Source organism: Klebsiella sp. 10982, assembly GCF_048589245.1.
GTDB lineage: Bacteria > Pseudomonadota > Gammaproteobacteria > Enterobacterales > Enterobacteriaceae > Klebsiella > Klebsiella quasivariicola.
Window position 1 is genome coordinate 253939 of record NZ_JBMAXV010000003.1, and the last position, 16139, is coordinate 270077.

The window sequence follows — 16139 nt, forward strand, 5'->3', positions numbered from 1 at the left end:
CTTCTTTTTCGGGCGAATTGCCCGCTCCAGCACTATTACAGGCTAAAAAAATCTCATGCGACTTGATAAGTTTATCGCTCAGCAACTTGGCGTCAGCCGGGCTATTGCCGGGCGTGAAATCCGCGGCAGCCGCGTTACCGTGGACGGCGACATTGTGAAAGATGCTTCCTTTAAGCTTCAGCCGGAGCACGAGGTGGAGTATGACGGGAACACGCTGACCCAGCAGAACGGCCCGCGTTATTTTATGCTCAACAAGCCGCAGGGGTACGTCTGTTCTACCGACGATCCGGATCATCCGACTATCCTTTATTTCCTCGACGAGCCGGTGGCGCACAAGCTGCACGCCGCCGGGCGCCTGGATATCGATACCACCGGACTGGTGCTGATGACCGACGACGGCCAGTGGTCGCACCGCATTACCTCACCGCGCCACCACTGTGAGAAAACCTATCTGGTAGCGCTGGAAAGCCCGCTGGCGGAAGGGACTGCGGCGCTGTTTGCCAAAGGCGTCCAGCTGCATAACGAAAAAGATCTCACCAAACCGGCGGTACTGGAAGTGATCACCCCGACTGAAGTGCGTCTGACCATCAGCGAAGGCCGCTATCATCAGGTGAAACGGATGTTTGCCGCCGTGGGCAACCACGTGGTTGGCCTGCACCGGGAGCGTATCGGCGATATCCAGCTGGATGATTCGCTGGCGCCGGGTGAATATCGTCCGCTGACGGAAGCGGAAATCGCCAGCGTTGGCGCCCCGCAGCCACGGAGTAAAACGTGACGATCAAGCAGAATTCTTCTCTGGGAATTGTGTTTATTCTTGGCCTGCTGGCCATGCTGATGCCGCTGTCGATCGATATGTATCTGCCGGCGCTGCCGGTGATCGCCGCGCAGTATAACGTCCCGGACGGCAGCGCGCAGATGACCCTCAGCACCTATATCCTGGGCTTTGCGCTGGGTCAGTTGCTGTATGGCCCAATGGCAGACAGCCTCGGTCGTAAGCCGGTGATCCTCGGCGGGACGCTGGTCTTCGCCGCGGCGGCGATGGCCTGCGCGCTGTCGCAGACCATCGATATGCTGATAGCGATGCGCTTCTTCCACGGTCTGGCGGCCGCGGCGGCCAGCGTGGTGATAAACGCCCTGATGCGCGATATTTATCCGAAAGATGAGTTTTCGCGGATGATGTCCTTTGTCATGCTGGTCACGACCATTGCGCCGTTGATGGCGCCGATGGTCGGCGGGGCGGTGCTGGTGTGGTTCAGCTGGCATGCTATCTTCTGGATCCTTGCGCTGGTGGCCCTGCTGGCATCCCTGATGATCGGCTTGTTTATCCGCGAAACGCTGCCGGCGGACAAGCGCCAGCCGTTCCATCTGCGCACCACGCTGGGCAACTTTGCCACTCTGTTCCGTCACAAGCGGGTTCTGAGCTATATGCTGGCGAGCGGCTTTAGCTTCGCCGGCATGTTCTCTTTCCTCAGCGCCGGGCCTTTCGTCTATATCAATATTAACCACGTCGCGCCTCAGCACTTTGGCTACTATTTTGCGCTGAACATTGTTTTCCTGTTCCTGATGACCATGTTCAACAGCCGGTTTGTGCGGCGGGTGGGGGCGTTGCGCATGTTCCGGGCCGGGCTGTGGATCCAGTTTGCCATGGCGGTATGGATGGTGGTTTGCGCGCTGCTGGACGTCGGCTTCTGGTCGCTGGTGATCGGCGTGGCGGCCTTTGTCGGCTGCGTATCGATGGTGTCGTCTAACGCCATGGCGGTGATCCTCGATGAGTTTCCGCATATGGCCGGCACCGCTTCGTCACTGGCCGGAACGTTTCGTTTTGGTATCGGGGCGATCATTGGTGCGCTGCTGTCGATGGCGACGTTTACCACCGCCTGGCCAATGCTGATCTCTATTGCCTTCTGCGCAACCTGTTCTATTTTCTTCTCGCTTTACGCTTCCCGTCGGCGAAAAATCGCACGCTAGGTCACATTTTCAGGGGCGAAATCGCCCCTTTCTTGATGCATGTCAACCGGAATCGGCTTCAGGGTTCTGCGATTTGTTTCTTTTATGTAAAATCAATTAGTGTAAAAAGTCGCATTGTTGCGATAAAAAAGTTGTTTTGGATCACAGAAACGGGTACATATAGCGCCAATCGGCATGCTGGGTTAAAAAATAAAGCGCTGGATAATAAGTGCTTAACCCTGGCCCGTTGCGGCTGTAAACGTTTTCTGCGTCAAGGCAGGACTATTTGTCAACAGTGTGTTAATATTGATGTAAATTTATTGTGAAGCCTTTTGCTTCCGGGGAAACCACGTGAATACACAACAACTCTCTATCGTACACCGTCTGCCGCAGAGCTATCGCTGGCTGGCCGGTTTTGCGGGTTCCAGAGTTGAACCGATTCCGCAAAACGGCGCGCAGAACGAGAACAGTCTCGTTGCCCTGAAGTTGCTGAGTCCGGACGGTGAGAAAGCCTGGCCGGTTATGCATAAGCTCAGCCAGGCGTTAAGCGACATCGAAGTCGACTGTTCAGTCCTTGAGTGCGAAGGCGAACCCTGCCTGTTCGTTAACATGCAGGATGAATTCGCCGCCACCTGTCGTCTGAAAAATTTTGGCGTGGCCATCGCCGAGCCCTTCTCCGGCAACAACCCCTTCTGACCGTCAGCTCAGCGCCAGCAGCTGGCGGGTATATTCGTGCCGGGGTGCGCTGAAGACGGACTGGCACTCGCCCTGTTCCACCACCTCTCCCTGACGCAGCACCATCACCTGATGACACAGCGCCCGCACTACGCGTAAATCATGACTGATAAAAATATAGGCCAGCTGATGCTTTTGCTGTAACGCTTTCAGCAGGTGCAGGATCTGCGCCTGAACGGTTTTATCCAGTGATGAGGTCGGCTCGTCGAGGACGATCAGCTGCGGCTTGACGATCAACGCTCTGGCGATGGCGATACGCTGGCGCTGGCCACCGGAGAAGGCAGCCGGGTAGCGCTGGCGGCTGGCCGGGTCGAGCCCAACCTCCTGCATGGCGAGGATCACCGCCTGTTCGCGTTCGGCTGCCGTCAGCGTCGGCTGATGGACGCGCAATCCTTCCTCAATGATCTGTAGTGCCGTCAGTCGTGGGTTGAGCGACGAGTTCGGATCCTGAAACACCACCTGCATTTGCCGGCGCAGGGGCAGCAGCTGGCGGCGGTTACGTCCCTGAATGGGCTGACCGGCAAAGGTTATCTCACCAGCGGATGGGATCAGACGCAGCAGCGCCAGGCCGGTCGTGCTTTTCCCCGATCCCGATTCCCCCACCAGGCCCAAGGTCTCGCCGGCGCGCAGTTGAAAATGGAGACCGTTGACCACCCGATGCTGATCGACCACCCGGCGCAGGATCCCTTTACGAATGGCGAACGCCACGTTTAAATCGTCCGCCTGCAGCAGCACCGGGGCATCGGGGACCAGCGGCACCGGCTCACCGTCCGGCTCGCTATCCAGCAGGCGCTGAGTGTAGGGATGGGCCGGCGCGCTGAACAGCGCCCGACACTCATTTTGCTCCACACAGCGGCCATTCTGCATCACCGCTACCCGGTCAGCCAGCTGGCGGACAATGCTCAGGTTATGGGTGATAAACAGCAACCCCATATTCAGCTCCTGCTTCAGCTCGCGCAGCAGTTGCAGGATTTGCGCCTGCACCGACACGTCCAGGGCGGTGGTCGGCTCGTCGGCGATCAGCAGCTCCGGGCGCGTCAGCAGCGCCATGGCGATCATCACCCGCTGGCGCTCGCCGCCGGAGAGCTGGTGGGGATAGTCCGCCAGCCGCCGCGGCGCCTGACGGATCCCGACGCGCTCCAGGCAGTCGAGGATTTCTCCCCGCGCCGCCTCTTTGCGCATTCCCCGATGCAAAGACAGCACTTCGTAGAGCTGTTTTTCCAGGGTATGCAGGGGATTGAGCGACACCATCGGCTCCTGAAAGATCATCGCGATCCGGTTGCCGCGCACGCCGCGCAGGGTTGACTCATCAGCATGCAGCAGCGACTGGCCATGAAAGCGGATATCACCGCTGGGGTAGCTGGCCGGCGGCGTGGGGAGCAGCCGCAGCACCGACAGGGCGGAGATGCTTTTTCCGGAGCCGGATTCGCCAACCAGCGCCAGCGTTTCGCCGACCGCGACCTCGAGCGACAGATGGTGCACCACGGTCTGCGTCTCGCCCTGCTGGCGAAAGGCAATTGAAAGATTGTCGATAGCTAACAGCGGGTGGGTCATATTACACCGCCTTACTCGGGTCAAAGGCGTCGCGAACCGCTTCACCGATAAAAATCAACAGCGTCAGCAGTACGGCGACGGAGAGAAACGCGGCAATGCCCAGCCACGGCGCCTGCAAATTGTTTTTTCCCTGCAGCAGCAGCTCGCCGAGAGACGGAGAGCCCAGCGGCAGGCCGAAGCCGAGAAAATCCAGCGACGTTAGCGTGGTAATGGAGCTGCACAAAATAAAAGGCAGGAAGGTGAGGGTGGCCACTATCGCGTTGGGCAGCATATGCCGCAGGATAATTTGCCGGTCGCTGACCCCTAGCGCCTGCGCCGCCCGGATGTAGTCGTAGTTACGGGTACGGAGAAATTCAGCGCGCACCACGCCCACCAGCGTCATCCAGCCAAAAATGACAGTGATCGCCAGCAGCCACCAGAAGCCAGGCTGCACGACACTCGAGAGCAGGATGATCAGAAACAGGGTGGGCATACCGGACCAGACCTCGATAAAGCGCTGCCCCCAGAGATCGATTTTACCGCCGTAGTAACCCTGTATCGCCCCGGCCAGCACCCCGAGCACACTGGAGAACAGGGTCAGCAGCAGGCCGAAGAGCACTGAGATCCGCGTACCATAGAGGATCCGCGCCAGCACATCGCCGCCGTTGGCGTCGGTGCCAAGCCAGTTGCTGGCCGAGGGGGGTGATGGAAAGGGGACTGTGCTGGCAAAATTAATCGTCGTTGCGCCGAAGCGCACCGGCGGCCATAACGCCCAGCCGTGAGTCGCCAGCTGGTGCCTCAGCCACGGATCCTGATAGTCAGCGGCGGTGGCAAACTCACCACCGAACGTTTGCTCGGTGTAGTTTTTTAACACCGGAACGTACAGCTGGCCCTGATACTGCACCAGCAGCGGGCGATCGTTGGCCAGCAGATTGGCGCCGAGGCTGCAGGCGAAGAGAAGTAAAAACAGCCATAGCGACCAGTAGCCGCGGCGGTTGTGGCGAAAGCGCGCCCAGCGGGCCTGATTAACGGGACTGAAAAAAGACATTAGCGGCCCTCAAAATCAATGCGCGGGTCGACCAGCGTATAGCTGATATCGCTGACGATATTCAGCAGCAGGCCAATCAGGGTGAAAATATAGAGCGTGCCGAACATCACCGGATAGTCGCGGGAAACCGTCGCTTCATAGCCCAACAGCCCCAGGCCATTCAACGAGAACATCACTTCGATCAGCAGCGAACCGGTAAAAAACATGCTGATAAAAGTGGCCGGGAAGCCGGCGATCACCAGCAGCATGGCGTTGCGGAACACATGTCCCCAGAGGATCTGTTTCTCACCGACGCCTTTGGCGCGGGCGGTGACCACATACTGTTTGCGGATCTCGTCGAGGAAGCTGTTTTTGGTCAGCATGGTCAGGGCGGCAAAGCCGCCGATCACCGTCGCCAGCACCGGCAGGGTGATGTGCCACAGGTAGTCGAGGATTTTCTGATACCAGGGAAGGGTGTCGAAGTTCGGTGAGACCAGACCGCGCAGCGGGAAGAGGTCGAAATAGCTGCCGCCGGCAAAAATCACGATCAGCAGGATAGCGAACAGAAAAGCGGGGATCGCATAGCCAATAATAATCAGCGTACTGCTCCAGATGTCAAAGCGGCTGCCGTTACTCACGGCTTTGCGGATGCCCAGCGGAATGGAGACCAGATAGATAATCAGCGTGCTCCACAGCCCGAGGCTCACCGAGACCGGCAGGCTGTCTTTGATCAGTTGCAGCACTGAGGCGCTACGAAACAGGCTGTCGCCAAAATCGAAGCGCAGGTAATCGCCCAGCATCTTCAGGTAGCGCTCATGTAGCGGCTTATCGAAACCGTAGCGGTGGGTGATTTCGGCGATGACTTCCGGATCGAGGCCGCGCCCGCCGCGATAGTGCCCCTCGCTGATATTGCCTGCGCCAGTGCGGGCATGGCTGGCGCCCATTCCGCCGTCCCCGGCACCCGGCATCCCGCCATGCTGACCAAACTCTATGGCGGCAATGGCCTGATCGACCGGGCCGCCCGGCGCGATCTGAACAATAAAAAAATTAATGGTGATGATGGCCCACAGAGTGGGGATCACTAACAGTAAACGGCGGATCAGGTAGCTGCCCATGATTTATCCTTAGCGTCTGTCCGCGGGAAGGGTGGCCGCTTTTTTCGCGTCATACCACCAGGTATCGAGGCCGGATGAATAAACAGGACGGGTCGCGGGAAAAGAGAATTTATTCCACCATGCGGTGCGGTCCTGTGCCATATACCACATCGGCAACATGTAGTTATTCCAGGTGAGCACACGGTCGAGCGCCCGTCCCAGGGGGAGCAACTTCTCCTTATTACCCTGCCACTGCAGGATCTGCGCTATCAGTTTATCCACCACCGGGCTTTGCACGCCGGGGGCGTTGTAGCTGGAATGAATGTAGTCGGATGCCCAGGAGATTTGCAGGTCGGTGCCAGGCCAGGGCATGGCGCGCCACAGGCTCGGCATCATGTCGTAATCGCGGCTGCGGCGGCGGTTGCTGTACTGCGAGTTATCGACCTGGCGGATATCCATAACGATCCCCAGACGCTGCAGGTTGTGCTGAAACGGCAGCACCCAGCGGTCATTGCCCCCGGCCGGCATCAGCAGTTCAAAGCGCAGCGGCTTGCCGCTGGCGTTAACCCGGCGCTGGTTCTTCACCGTCCAGCCTGCGGCATTGAGCAGGGCGTCGGCTTTAAGTAAGTTATCGCGGTCGAAGCCATCGCCCCGGGAGACCGGTGGCTGGTAAACCTGGCTGAAAAGCTCGGGCGGGAGTTCATTTTTCATCGGCGTTAGCAGCGCCAGTTCGGCCGCGTCGGGCAGGCCGCGGGCGGCATAGTCGGTATTCTGGAAATAGCTGTTGGCGCGCTGATAGGCGCTGTAAAACAGCGCTTTGTTCATCCATTCAAAATCAAACGCCAGAGTTATGGCCTGCCGCACCCGGCGATCGGCAAAAACCGGGCGCTGAATATTGAACGCCAGCCACTGGGTATCCTGTGCTGAGGTGTTGGCATGCTCATCTTTAATGATGTAGCCGCGGCTGAAGTTGCGACCAACATAGCGGGTGGCCCAGTTCTTGGCGACGGTCTCTTCCCGGCGGTCGACGGCCCCGGCTTTAAAGGCTTCAAAAGCGACGTTATCGTCAAGATAATAGTCATAGCGCAGCGTATCGAAGTTCCAGCGTCCGCGGTTGACCGGCAGGTCGGCCGCCCAGTAGTCGGCGACGCGGGAATAGGTAATGTATTGCCCCATTCGCCAGGCGCTGATGCGGTAGGGTCCGCTGGCCAGCGGCGGTTTTGACAACGGGTCGCTGAGTTTGTGATCGCGCCAGAACGCCTCCGGCATCACCGGCAGGGTCAACAGGCTCAGCATGTTCTCCTTACCGGGCTGGCCGAGGTCAATACGCACGGTCAACGGCGCGATGGCTTTGACGGTAGTGCCTTTATAAAACAGGCGGAACTGCGGCACCCCTTCAGTCATAAACTTATTGAAGGTAAAAGCGACATCGCGGGCGGTGATCGGCGTGCCGTCATGAAAACGGGCGCGCGGGTTGAGGGCGATCTCCATCCATGAATAATCTCCGGCGTAGCGCGCCCGCTCGGCTATCAGCGGATAGTAGCTGCCTGGTTCATCATCCGAGGTGGTGAACAGAGTATCGTAGAGCGCCTCCGTGCGTACGGCAGGATTACCGCGCAGCGCATAACGGTTGAAGTTGTCAAAGGTGCCGATCGCCGCCAGGGTGAGGGTGCCGCCTTTTGGCGCCCGGGGATCGACATAATCAAAATGGCTGAAACCAGCGGCGTATTTGGGTTCACCAATAATCGCGAAGGCGACGCTTTCCTGAATGGTTTGCGCTTTAGCGCTCAGGCTCAATACAGCAAGCAGAATCAGAAAGAGGCGCGCATACATAGGCGGCAGAATATCCTGTCATGGCCAGCCCCCATGGCCGACCTCTGTTCCCGCATCATAAGTGAGACTTAGCGCGTTGTGAAATAGTTCGCGGGTTCATCGTGCGCGGCCGCCAGCGCCGCCAGCGATAGCGGACGACTGATCCAGTATCCCTGCAGGAAATTGACCCCCTGAGCGCGGAGCCACTCTGCCTGTTCCTGGGTCTCCACCCCTTCGGCGACGGTCATTAACTTCAGCCGGCGGCTGAGGGTTAACACGGCGTCAAGCACCGGGGAGGTAACGGTTTCGGTGCCAATCGCCTGTACAAAGCCGCGATCGATTTTCAGGTAATCGAAGTTGTAGCGTTCGAGATAGATCAGCGCGCTATGCCCGGTGCCAAAATCATCAATCGCGATTTCAAAACCCTGTCGGTGAAGCCAGGCAAAGTTAGGAATCGATTTTTCTTTATCAATCATGGCCCGCTCCGTCACCTCCAGCACCACGTGAAAATGATCGGCGGGCAGTGCAGCGGCGAAGCGCAGCATATCGTCGCGGAAGCTATCGGCCTGCAGATGGGCAGGGGAAATATTGAGTCCCAGCTTGACGCCGCGGGGGAGAATTCGCTTGAGGACCGGCCCGTCGCCGGCGATCAGCGCCAGCAGGTGGTGGGTGAGCGGCACGATCATCTGTTGGGTTTCCGCCAGATTAATGAAAACATCGGGCGGGATTTCACCCACCACCGGATGACGCCAGCGCATCAGTACCTCTACGCCGCTGATCTGTAGAGTCTGCGCATTGACCACCGGCTGATAGACAATGTAGAACTGGTTATTTTTGATCCCCAGCAGAATGGATTTGCGCGGATCCGATTTGATCGTTAGCACGTAATAGCAGAGCAGTCCCGCCAGCAGGCCGCAGACCACCCCGAGCAACAGGGCAAACTGGGTATTTTCCGCCAGCCAGCTGTTGGCATACAGGTAGACCTTGAGCGGTAAACCGTCGATCTGTACCTGGCGGATCGGAGTGTTGTGCAGGGCTTGCGGGTCCACCAGCCGGTTACTGAAGGTGGAGATGGCGGTGTGGCCAATCGCTAGCGCAATACCGCTGAAATCGTTTTGCCGTGCGGAATAGAGTATATACGGCGTGAGATTAGCGTTAATCGACACGAAGATGCCACTGTTTGCATCATCGGGTTTGCTTACCCACAGCGCCAGGGCTGCACTCTTCGGCATCATCGGGGTGCCCGGCAAAATCGCCATATCAACGGGCTTGCGGATATCGATAGTCGGGATGAGCTGGCTGAGGGGGGTATTCATCGTCCCGGTCGCGGAGGAGCAAAAGACGACGCCATTTTTTACCAGCAGAAAAGCGCGAACGTTAGGACTGAACGCGGCATGGGAGGTGAGTCCGGAGTCGATATTTTCACAGGGTTGGTCCACCAGCGGCTGCAGGCCGTCAATGGTCTGGCGCAGATTGTGAAAGTAGCTTTTCAGATAGGAGTTGACGTTATTGATAATGACGTCGAAACGCTCTGCCCGGTTATGGTAAATCACCATAAATTGAATGCTACCGGCCAATAACGCGACGATAATCCCCACGCACAGGCTGATTAACCAGGTGTTACGCTGGGGCGAAAAGTAGCGAGTCAGCATAGCCAGATTTTTTCCGTGTTATTGAAGCGCATCAACGGGGTGGAAGTCGTCGTTTTTTTCTTTCCCACTTAAAAGGCATAGCTTATTTTGCGTCGTTGAGAATCCGGTGGCAAAAAAAAACACTGCCGGGGCAGTGTTTTTTTATCCCGCTTCCAGCCAAGGGATAACCGGCGGCGGTAGAGGACAGTTTACGAGCGGCTCAGAACTCGACGCGCTTCGTTATAACGCTTTTTCCAGTACGGCTCATCCATGCTGGAGATGGTCACTCCGCTGCTGGTGGAGGCGTGAACGAACTGGTTGTTGCCGAGGTAGATCCCGACATGGCGGCCAGTAGAGCCGGCACGGAACAGAACCAGATCGCCAGTCCGCAGCTGGGTACGGGAAATCGATTTTCCGGTTTCCTGCTGTTCAGACGTTGAACGTGGCAGTTCCAGACCAAATTGTTCGCGGAAGGTGCGCTGCACAAATGCTGAGCAGTCAATGCCTTTGCGAGTGCTGCCGCCGAGGCGGTAACGCACGCCTTTCCAGCTGGCATACTGATCCATTAAACGGGACTTCACGTCAAGGTTACGGACCATTGTTTCAAATTCATCCTGAGAGGCTTGCAGTGATGATAAATCGCCACTACCCACAGCATGCGTCTCAGAATGCATATTCCTGGCGGTACTTGTTGAACTACACGCGGAAAGCAGAACCGCTACTGCAATCGCGGGGGCTACCCGCAAGATGTATCTCAAAATCGGCTGAGATTTGACCATGCTGTTTATTTTCCCTTGTTGTCCTTAACGACAATGTCGTTATAAAAAATGCCAAACGTGTTAGAGCCTAAATACCCATCCGCAATGAGACAATTCCTTAAGGTTAAATTTGTGCAGTCACGCACAAATTTATTCATGCTCTGAATTAATGTTGCGGAAAAGGCAAAACGAGAACGAGATTACCCTATCAAACGCCGCATGGCGAGCGGTTTTGCGCGATTTCTTATAAGTATTTTGGTGACAAAAAGTGAATCATCGGGAAAGGACAAAATAGCGTCAATAACGGGTAAAAAACAGACAATTCCTTCATTTGTCAGGGGAATAATGTGACAAGAAGATGAACGTTATGTTTAAAAAAAGAACAAATGAAAAAAGGGACCCAAAAGGTCCCCTTATAGGTAATGCGACCAGCCAGCGCCGGAGACATTATTTCGCCGATACTCCGCCGGGCAAGTAGCGATCGAAGAAGGCGATCAATTTATCGCTCAGCGGCGTCATTAACACCCACGGTACGCCAATCAGAACGGCGCTCAGGGAGCCGACGGCAATATCGCTGAACCAGTGGGCGCCAATCATGACGCGTGGGAACGCAAAGACCACCACTATCACCAGCGCCACGGCCAGCGCACGGCAGCCGAAATAGCGCCACATAAAGCTCGCGAAGATCAGCAGCATCATCCCATGGTCGCCCGGGAAGCTGTCTTTCGAGGCATCCTTGGTAGGGAAGTTAACCACATCGCTGACGCGAGTGATATCGTCGAAAAAGAGCGACGGGCTGGCGCGTTGAACCGGCATCAGATGCTGCGCCAGTTGGTTGATGATCACTGCCGCCAGCAGCATCACCAGGCCCATGATAGCGATCTGACGACGTCCGGCCGCCGGTGCTTTAAGCCAGTAGCTGAGCATCAGGCAGCCCATCGCCAGCAGCGAACAGGCGTCGAAGGCGCGATTGTTGATGATCGCCAACAGCCAGGCATAAGCATGACTGACGCTGACGCCATGGTTAAAGAAATGGAAGATCGCGGAGTCGACCGGCAACCACGCGCCATGGTTGGCTGGCAGATACCAGGAGCAAAATAGCGCCACACCCGCGATGTTAAGTAGCAGAATTAAAGGAATTCGGTTTTTCATCATAGCCATTGCGATTTTGTGACAGTCGGCGGCAACCTTAGCCGCCTTAACTTAAACGAAGCCTCAACAGTGAGGACTGCAGTGCGTTCCAGTCGGCTTCATTGGCGGAGATAAGCTCGATCCGGCTATCGGGCGGAGCAACGCTGAGGGTCTCGATATGCAGATCCTCGCCCTGGCGGTTGATCCGCACGCTCCCTTCTGCAATGCGCATCACTCCTTTCACGCGCGCCACGGGCGCCAGCCGGGCCCATTCGAGCAGGCCGATGGTGTCAAAGACCGTTTCCGCGTCGAAGATCCAGCCGCAGGCCTGATAACCCTGGCCGCTATTCAAATGGCGGCGCCAGCGCTGGTGCTCGGGAAGGCTGAGCGCGGCGAGACCGCTGGTTGGGTGAGAATGATGAATATGTTCCGCACTCGCCGGCAGCGGGGCGGTGTTGCGCCGCGGTTCATTGAGCAGAGCGAGGTCGATATTGCCCTGGGTCGCCAATACCTGGCGGCGATCGCCACCCCAGCGCAGCCACCAGTCAGCTAGCGCCCGGGCACTTTCGGGCGTTTCCCGATCGCTTTTATTGGCCACAATAATATCCGCCGCGGCCAGCTGATCGCGGAAGTTGTCATTGTTGACGACTTTCTCATCCAGCAACTGGCGGGGATCGAGGATGCACAGGGTGGCGCGCAGATCGATCCAGGGCTCATATACCGCCGCGGTGAGGATATCGAGGATCTGCTTTGGGTGGCCCAGACCGGTGGGTTCGATCAGCAGCCGATCGGGTTTGCCCTGGCGCAGCAGAGTATTCAGCCCAACCTGCATTGGCAGGCCATTGACGCAGCACATACAGCCGCCGGGGATCTCTTTGAGCAAGGCGCCACTGTCGGCCAGCAGTGCGCCGTCAATCCCGACTTCGCCGAACTCATTCACCAGTACGGCCCATTTTTCATCCGCAGGCTTCTGCGCCAGCAGATGAAGAATTGAGGTCGTCTTACCGCTGCCGAGAAAGCCGGTGATCAAATTGGTTCTGGTCACTCTTTTCTCCAGGATAAATGTAATGTTGTAACAGTTACGTCTATCCTGACGAAAAAAGGGGGAAAAGAGAAGTCCTGAGGCGGACAGAAGAGGATTCTGTCCGCATAAGCGCAAATATTGTTAAGAATTCAACGCACGGGCAACGGCCTCGCGGGCACCGTGCGTCGCCAGCTGTTGCCAGGCGGCGCGGATCCCGGCGACGAACTGCGCGTGCTGTGGCAGATCGCGGCCAAATATCTCTTCCAGTTCCAGCAGGGCATCAACCCGTTGCGGTTCATCGCTCTGCGCGACCCGTTGCTGGATCTTATCAATCAGCGGGTCGCGCACGTCGATTGCCTGACCGGCATCGTCAGTGCCGCTGACGTAGCGCATCCAGCCGGCAACGCCGAGGGCCAGCAGCGGCCAGCGGCTACCGCGCTCAAGATGCACGCGGATGCCGTCGAGCATCCGCTGCGGCAGCTTCTGGCTGCCGTCCATGGCGATTTGCCAGGTGCGGTGTTTGAGCGCCGGATTGCTGAAGCGCGCGATCAGACTGTCGGCATAGGCCAGTAGATCGACGCCGGTAATGGTCAGCGTCGGGGCCTGTTCGTCAAGCATCAGCTGGCGTGCGGCGTGGCGGAAGATGTCATCCCGCATGCAGTCGCTGACGTGAGCATGGCCAGCCAGATAGCCAAGCCAGGCGAGGAAAGAGTGGCTACCGTTGAGCATCCGCAGTTTCATCTGTTCCCACGGCAGCACGTTGTCGGTCATCTGCACGCCTGCCGTCTCCCAGGCGGGGCGCCCGGCGACAAAGTGGTCTTCGACCACCCACTGAATGAAGGGTTCGCAGCTGATGGCGCAGGGATCTTCCACCCCCAGCACGGCGGCGATTTCCGCCAGCGACTCCGGAGTGGCAGCGGGAACAATACGATCCACCATGGTGCCCGGGAAACTGACGTTGTCGGCGATCCAGCTCGCCAGCGCCGGGCTGCGTTTTTCCGCCATGCCGAGGACGGCATTTTTCACCACGTGGCCGTTGTCGGGGATATTATCGCAGGAGAGTACGGTAAAGGGCGGCAGGCCGCGATCCCGGCGGCGGGCCAGCGCTTCGACTAAAATACCAGGAGCTGATTGCGGCAGCGTCGGATTTTCCAGATCGTGAAGGATGCGCGGGTGCATTGGATCCAGCTCGCCGGTCGCCGGATCGATGCAGTAGCCTTTTTCGGTGATGGTCAGCGAGACAATCGCCACCTGCGGCTCGCAAAATTTTTCAATAATCGCCGCCAGTGAATCGAGCCTGGCGTTCAGGCATTCGTGCACTGCGCCGATCACGATAGGCTGGTTACCGTCGGCGCCTTTTTCCAGCACGGTAAACAGGTGGTCCTGTTCGCGAAGCTGGCTCATCAGCGTATCGCCGCTGAACAGACTAATTTCACAGATCCCCCAGTCGCCGCCGACGTTATTCAGCACGCGATCGGTCAGCAGCGCCTGGTGCGCGCGATGAAACGCGCCAAAGCCGAAATGGACAATACGCGAGCGGAGCTGGCTGCGATCGTACTGAGGACGTTGCACGCTCTCCGGTAGCGTAGCGGTTGCAATTGTTGTCATTCTTCACACACCTGTTTAACTGCATATTAACATTGCCAGTCTAAAGTTATATGACAGGAATTTAAATTGGTAAGCCGAAATTATCCGCTGACTGTGAGCTGGATCAATCAATGCGCCGGCACTGTTTGCAGCCTGGTGAGAAACATGTATGGTAGTCGTCATGAGTGTCGCCATTATTGGTATAACAACTTTTGTGAGGACATAGCGATGGAGCAAACCTGGCGGTGGTATGGGCCGAACGATCCGGTATCGCTTGATGATGTACGGCAGGCGGGGGCGACCGGCGTCGTCACCGCGCTGCACCATATTGCAAACGGTCAGGTCTGGCCGGTAGATGAGATTAAAGCGCGTCAGGCGCTGTTAGCAGAAAAAGGGCTGACCTGGTCGGTCGTCGAAAGCATTCCGGTGCACGAGGATATTAAAACCCACAGCGGGGAGTATGCGACCTGGATTGCCAACTATCAGCAGAGCATCCGCAACCTCGCGGCCTGCGGCATCGATACCGTGTGCTACAACTTTATGCCGATCCTCGACTGGACGCGCACCGATCTGGAATATGAACTGCCGGACGGCTCCCGGGCGCTGCGTTTCGATCAGATCGCCTTCGCCGCCTTTGAGCTGCATATCCTCAAACGCCCGCGGGCGGAAGCGGATTACAGCGAAGAAGAGCAGCGTCAGGCTGAGGTCTATTTCAAGGCGATGAGCGAAGCGGATATCGATAAACTGACCCGCAATATCATCGCCGGCCTGCCGGGAGCGGAAGAGGGTTACACCCTTGACCAGTTCCGCGCGCGCCTGGCGGAATATGACCATATTGATAAAGCGCAGCTGCGCGAGAATATGGCCTACTTCCTGCGGGCTATCGTGCCGGTGTGCGAAGAGGTCGGGATCCGCCTGGCGGTGCATCCGGACGATCCGCCGCGGCCGATCCTTGGCCTGCCGCGTATTGTGTCGACCATCGAAGATATGCAATGGCTGAAGGAGACGGTGGACAGCATTAATAATGGCTTCACCATGTGTACCGGATCGTACGGTGTGCGTGCCGATAACGATCTGGTGAAGATGGTGGAGACCTTTGGCGATCGCATCCATTTCACCCATCTGCGATCTACCTGCCGTGAAGCGAACCCGAAAACCTTCCACGAGGCGGCGCACCTCAGCGGCGACGTCAATATGGTGGCGGTGGTGGATGCGATCCTGCGTGAAGAGCAGCGGCGTAAACAGGCCGGCGATCTGCGCCCGATCCCATTCCGCCCGGATCATGGTCATCAGATGCTCGACGATCTGCGTAAGAAAACCAACCCAGGCTATTCGGCGATCGGCCGTCTCAAGGGGATGGCGGAAGTGCGCGGCGTCGAGCTGGCGCTAAAAATGACCAAATACCCTGAACTGCTGTAATCGCGGTAATAGGGATAATAAAAGGGACAGCCAGCGGCTGTCCCTTTTTACTGTCGGGGCGTCAGCCGGGTCGGGTAAGTGAAGCGTCATCACCCGACAAAATAACGGCGCAATGGGGTAGATACTGTGATCGGTTTGCAACAGTGTCGACCCTGGAAAAACCTGTGTTCTCTGTTATTTCCGGGTAGATTGCGCTCCCGATATTTCTTCTGCGTTATGTTACTCATGGTGCAGGGAGCGCACAGGGGGCGGCCAGTCGCCGCCGCCCCCTGTACCCCCGGGCTCCGGCCAGCAAAATCGCCACTGCGTGGTACCTTCGACTTATCCCTGCAGGCTTCGGGTCGGGCCGAGGCAGCGTCCGTGCAAAACACGGCCCTCAGCCCGCATCCATGCGGGCTGCCCCGGCCTTCCGGGAACGTCTCAGCGATGTTGAGGCCGCCA

Annotated in this window: 13 protein-coding genes; 4 read left to right on the plus strand and 9 right to left on the minus strand. The window is 57.7% G+C overall.

From position 1 onward, the window contains the following. The first annotated feature begins 55 nt into the window (after positions 1–55). The 3 genes from rsuA to ACKLKD_RS04350 all read left to right on the plus strand — a co-directional run bounded on the left by rsuA (position 56) and on the right by ACKLKD_RS04350 (position 2643). Entirely contained in the window at positions 56–775 is a 720-nt protein-coding gene (gene rsuA / locus ACKLKD_RS04340; protein WP_025711627.1) for a 16S rRNA pseudouridine(516) synthase RsuA, read from the plus strand. Further along, complete coding sequence (locus ACKLKD_RS04345) at positions 772–1968, plus strand: Bcr/CflA family multidrug efflux MFS transporter (protein WP_025711628.1); 1197 nt, start codon at positions 772–774, stop codon at positions 1966–1968. Before rsuA ends, ACKLKD_RS04345 begins: the two co-directional genes overlap by 4 nt. 330 nt (positions 1969–2298) lie before the next feature. Next, positions 2299–2643 carry a YejG family protein gene (locus ACKLKD_RS04350; RefSeq protein ID WP_025711629.1) on the plus strand — a complete coding sequence of 115 codons (345 nt, stop codon included), beginning with the start codon at positions 2299–2301 and terminating at the stop codon, positions 2641–2643. A 3-nt stretch (positions 2644–2646) separates the two neighbouring features. Here the strand turns inward: ACKLKD_RS04350 and yejF are convergent, their stop codons facing one another. The 9 genes from yejF to ACKLKD_RS04395 all read right to left on the minus strand — a co-directional run bounded on the left by yejF (position 2647) and on the right by ACKLKD_RS04395 (position 14300). Further along, positions 2647–4236 carry a microcin C ABC transporter ATP-binding protein YejF gene (yejF, locus tag ACKLKD_RS04355; protein WP_087806199.1) on the minus strand — a complete coding sequence of 530 codons (1590 nt, stop codon included), beginning with the start codon at positions 4234–4236 and terminating at the stop codon, positions 2647–2649. 1 nt (position 4237) lies between these two features. Further along, entirely contained in the window at positions 4238–5263 is a 1026-nt protein-coding gene (locus ACKLKD_RS04360) for a microcin C ABC transporter permease (protein ID WP_080896932.1), read from the minus strand. Continuing rightward, the gene (locus ACKLKD_RS04365; protein ID WP_008804006.1) at positions 5263–6357 is read right to left on the minus strand and encodes a microcin C ABC transporter permease YejB; all 1095 of its coding nucleotides are present in this window, start codon (positions 6355–6357) and stop codon (positions 5263–5265) included. The genes ACKLKD_RS04360 and ACKLKD_RS04365 overlap by 1 nt, the downstream gene beginning before the upstream one ends. Before the next feature lie 9 nt (positions 6358–6366). Then, positions 6367–8169, minus strand: a complete 1803-nt coding sequence (locus ACKLKD_RS04370; protein WP_087806201.1) for an extracellular solute-binding protein — start codon at positions 8167–8169, stop codon at positions 6367–6369. A 68-nt stretch (positions 8170–8237) separates the two neighbouring features. Continuing rightward, positions 8238–9800, minus strand: coding sequence for a cyclic di-GMP phosphodiesterase (locus tag ACKLKD_RS04375; RefSeq protein ID WP_087806203.1), 1563 nt, complete (start codon positions 9798–9800; stop codon positions 8238–8240). A 188-nt stretch (positions 9801–9988) separates the two neighbouring features. Continuing rightward, complete coding sequence (gene mepS, locus ACKLKD_RS04380) at positions 9989–10558, minus strand: bifunctional murein DD-endopeptidase/murein LD-carboxypeptidase (protein ID WP_004201653.1); 570 nt, start codon at positions 10556–10558, stop codon at positions 9989–9991. A gap of 426 nt (positions 10559–10984) precedes the next feature. Next, positions 10985–11698, minus strand: coding sequence for a phosphatase PAP2 family protein (locus ACKLKD_RS04385; RefSeq protein WP_025711635.1), 714 nt, complete (start codon positions 11696–11698; stop codon positions 10985–10987). A 37-nt stretch (positions 11699–11735) separates the two neighbouring features. Next, positions 11736–12713 (minus strand): CobW family GTP-binding protein, encoded by a 978-nt coding sequence (locus ACKLKD_RS04390; RefSeq protein ID WP_025711636.1) that lies wholly within the window; start codon positions 12711–12713, stop codon positions 11736–11738. Between the two features lie 120 nt (positions 12714–12833). After that, a complete protein-coding gene (locus ACKLKD_RS04395; protein ID WP_080896934.1) occupies positions 12834–14300 on the minus strand; it encodes a mannitol dehydrogenase family protein in 1467 nt (488 codons plus the stop codon). A gap of 207 nt (positions 14301–14507) precedes the next feature. Here ACKLKD_RS04395 and uxuA point away from each other — a divergent pair, with 207 nt between their 5' ends. Further along, positions 14508–15698, plus strand: a complete 1191-nt coding sequence (gene uxuA / locus ACKLKD_RS04400) for a mannonate dehydratase (protein WP_025711639.1) — start codon at positions 14508–14510, stop codon at positions 15696–15698. Positions 15699–16139: the final 441 nt, after the last annotated feature.

Coding starts and splice junctions, on each gene's coding strand:
- rsuA (WP_025711627.1), top strand. CDS start 56: ATGCGACTTGATAAGTTTATCGCTCAGCAACTTGGCGTCAGCCGGGCT.
- yejF (WP_087806199.1), bottom strand. CDS start 4,236: ATGACCCACCCGCTGTTAGCTATCGACAATCTTTCAATTGCCTTTCGC.
- ACKLKD_RS04360 (WP_080896932.1), bottom strand. CDS start 5,263: ATGTCTTTTTTCAGTCCCGTTAATCAGGCCCGCTGGGCGCGCTTTCGC.
- ACKLKD_RS04365 (WP_008804006.1), bottom strand. CDS start 6,357: ATGGGCAGCTACCTGATCCGCCGTTTACTGTTAGTGATCCCCACTCTG.
- ACKLKD_RS04370 (WP_087806201.1), bottom strand. CDS start 8,169: ATGTATGCGCGCCTCTTTCTGATTCTGCTTGCTGTATTGAGCCTGAGC.
- ACKLKD_RS04375 (WP_087806203.1), bottom strand. CDS start 9,800: ATGCTGACTCGCTACTTTTCGCCCCAGCGTAACACCTGGTTAATCAGC.
- mepS (WP_004201653.1), bottom strand. CDS start 10,558: ATGGTCAAATCTCAGCCGATTTTGAGATACATCTTGCGGGTAGCCCCC.
- ACKLKD_RS04385 (WP_025711635.1), bottom strand. CDS start 11,698: ATGGCTATGATGAAAAACCGAATTCCTTTAATTCTGCTACTTAACATC.
- ACKLKD_RS04395 (WP_080896934.1), bottom strand. CDS start 14,300: ATGACAACAATTGCAACCGCTACGCTACCGGAGAGCGTGCAACGTCCT.
- uxuA (WP_025711639.1), top strand. CDS start 14,508: ATGGAGCAAACCTGGCGGTGGTATGGGCCGAACGATCCGGTATCGCTT.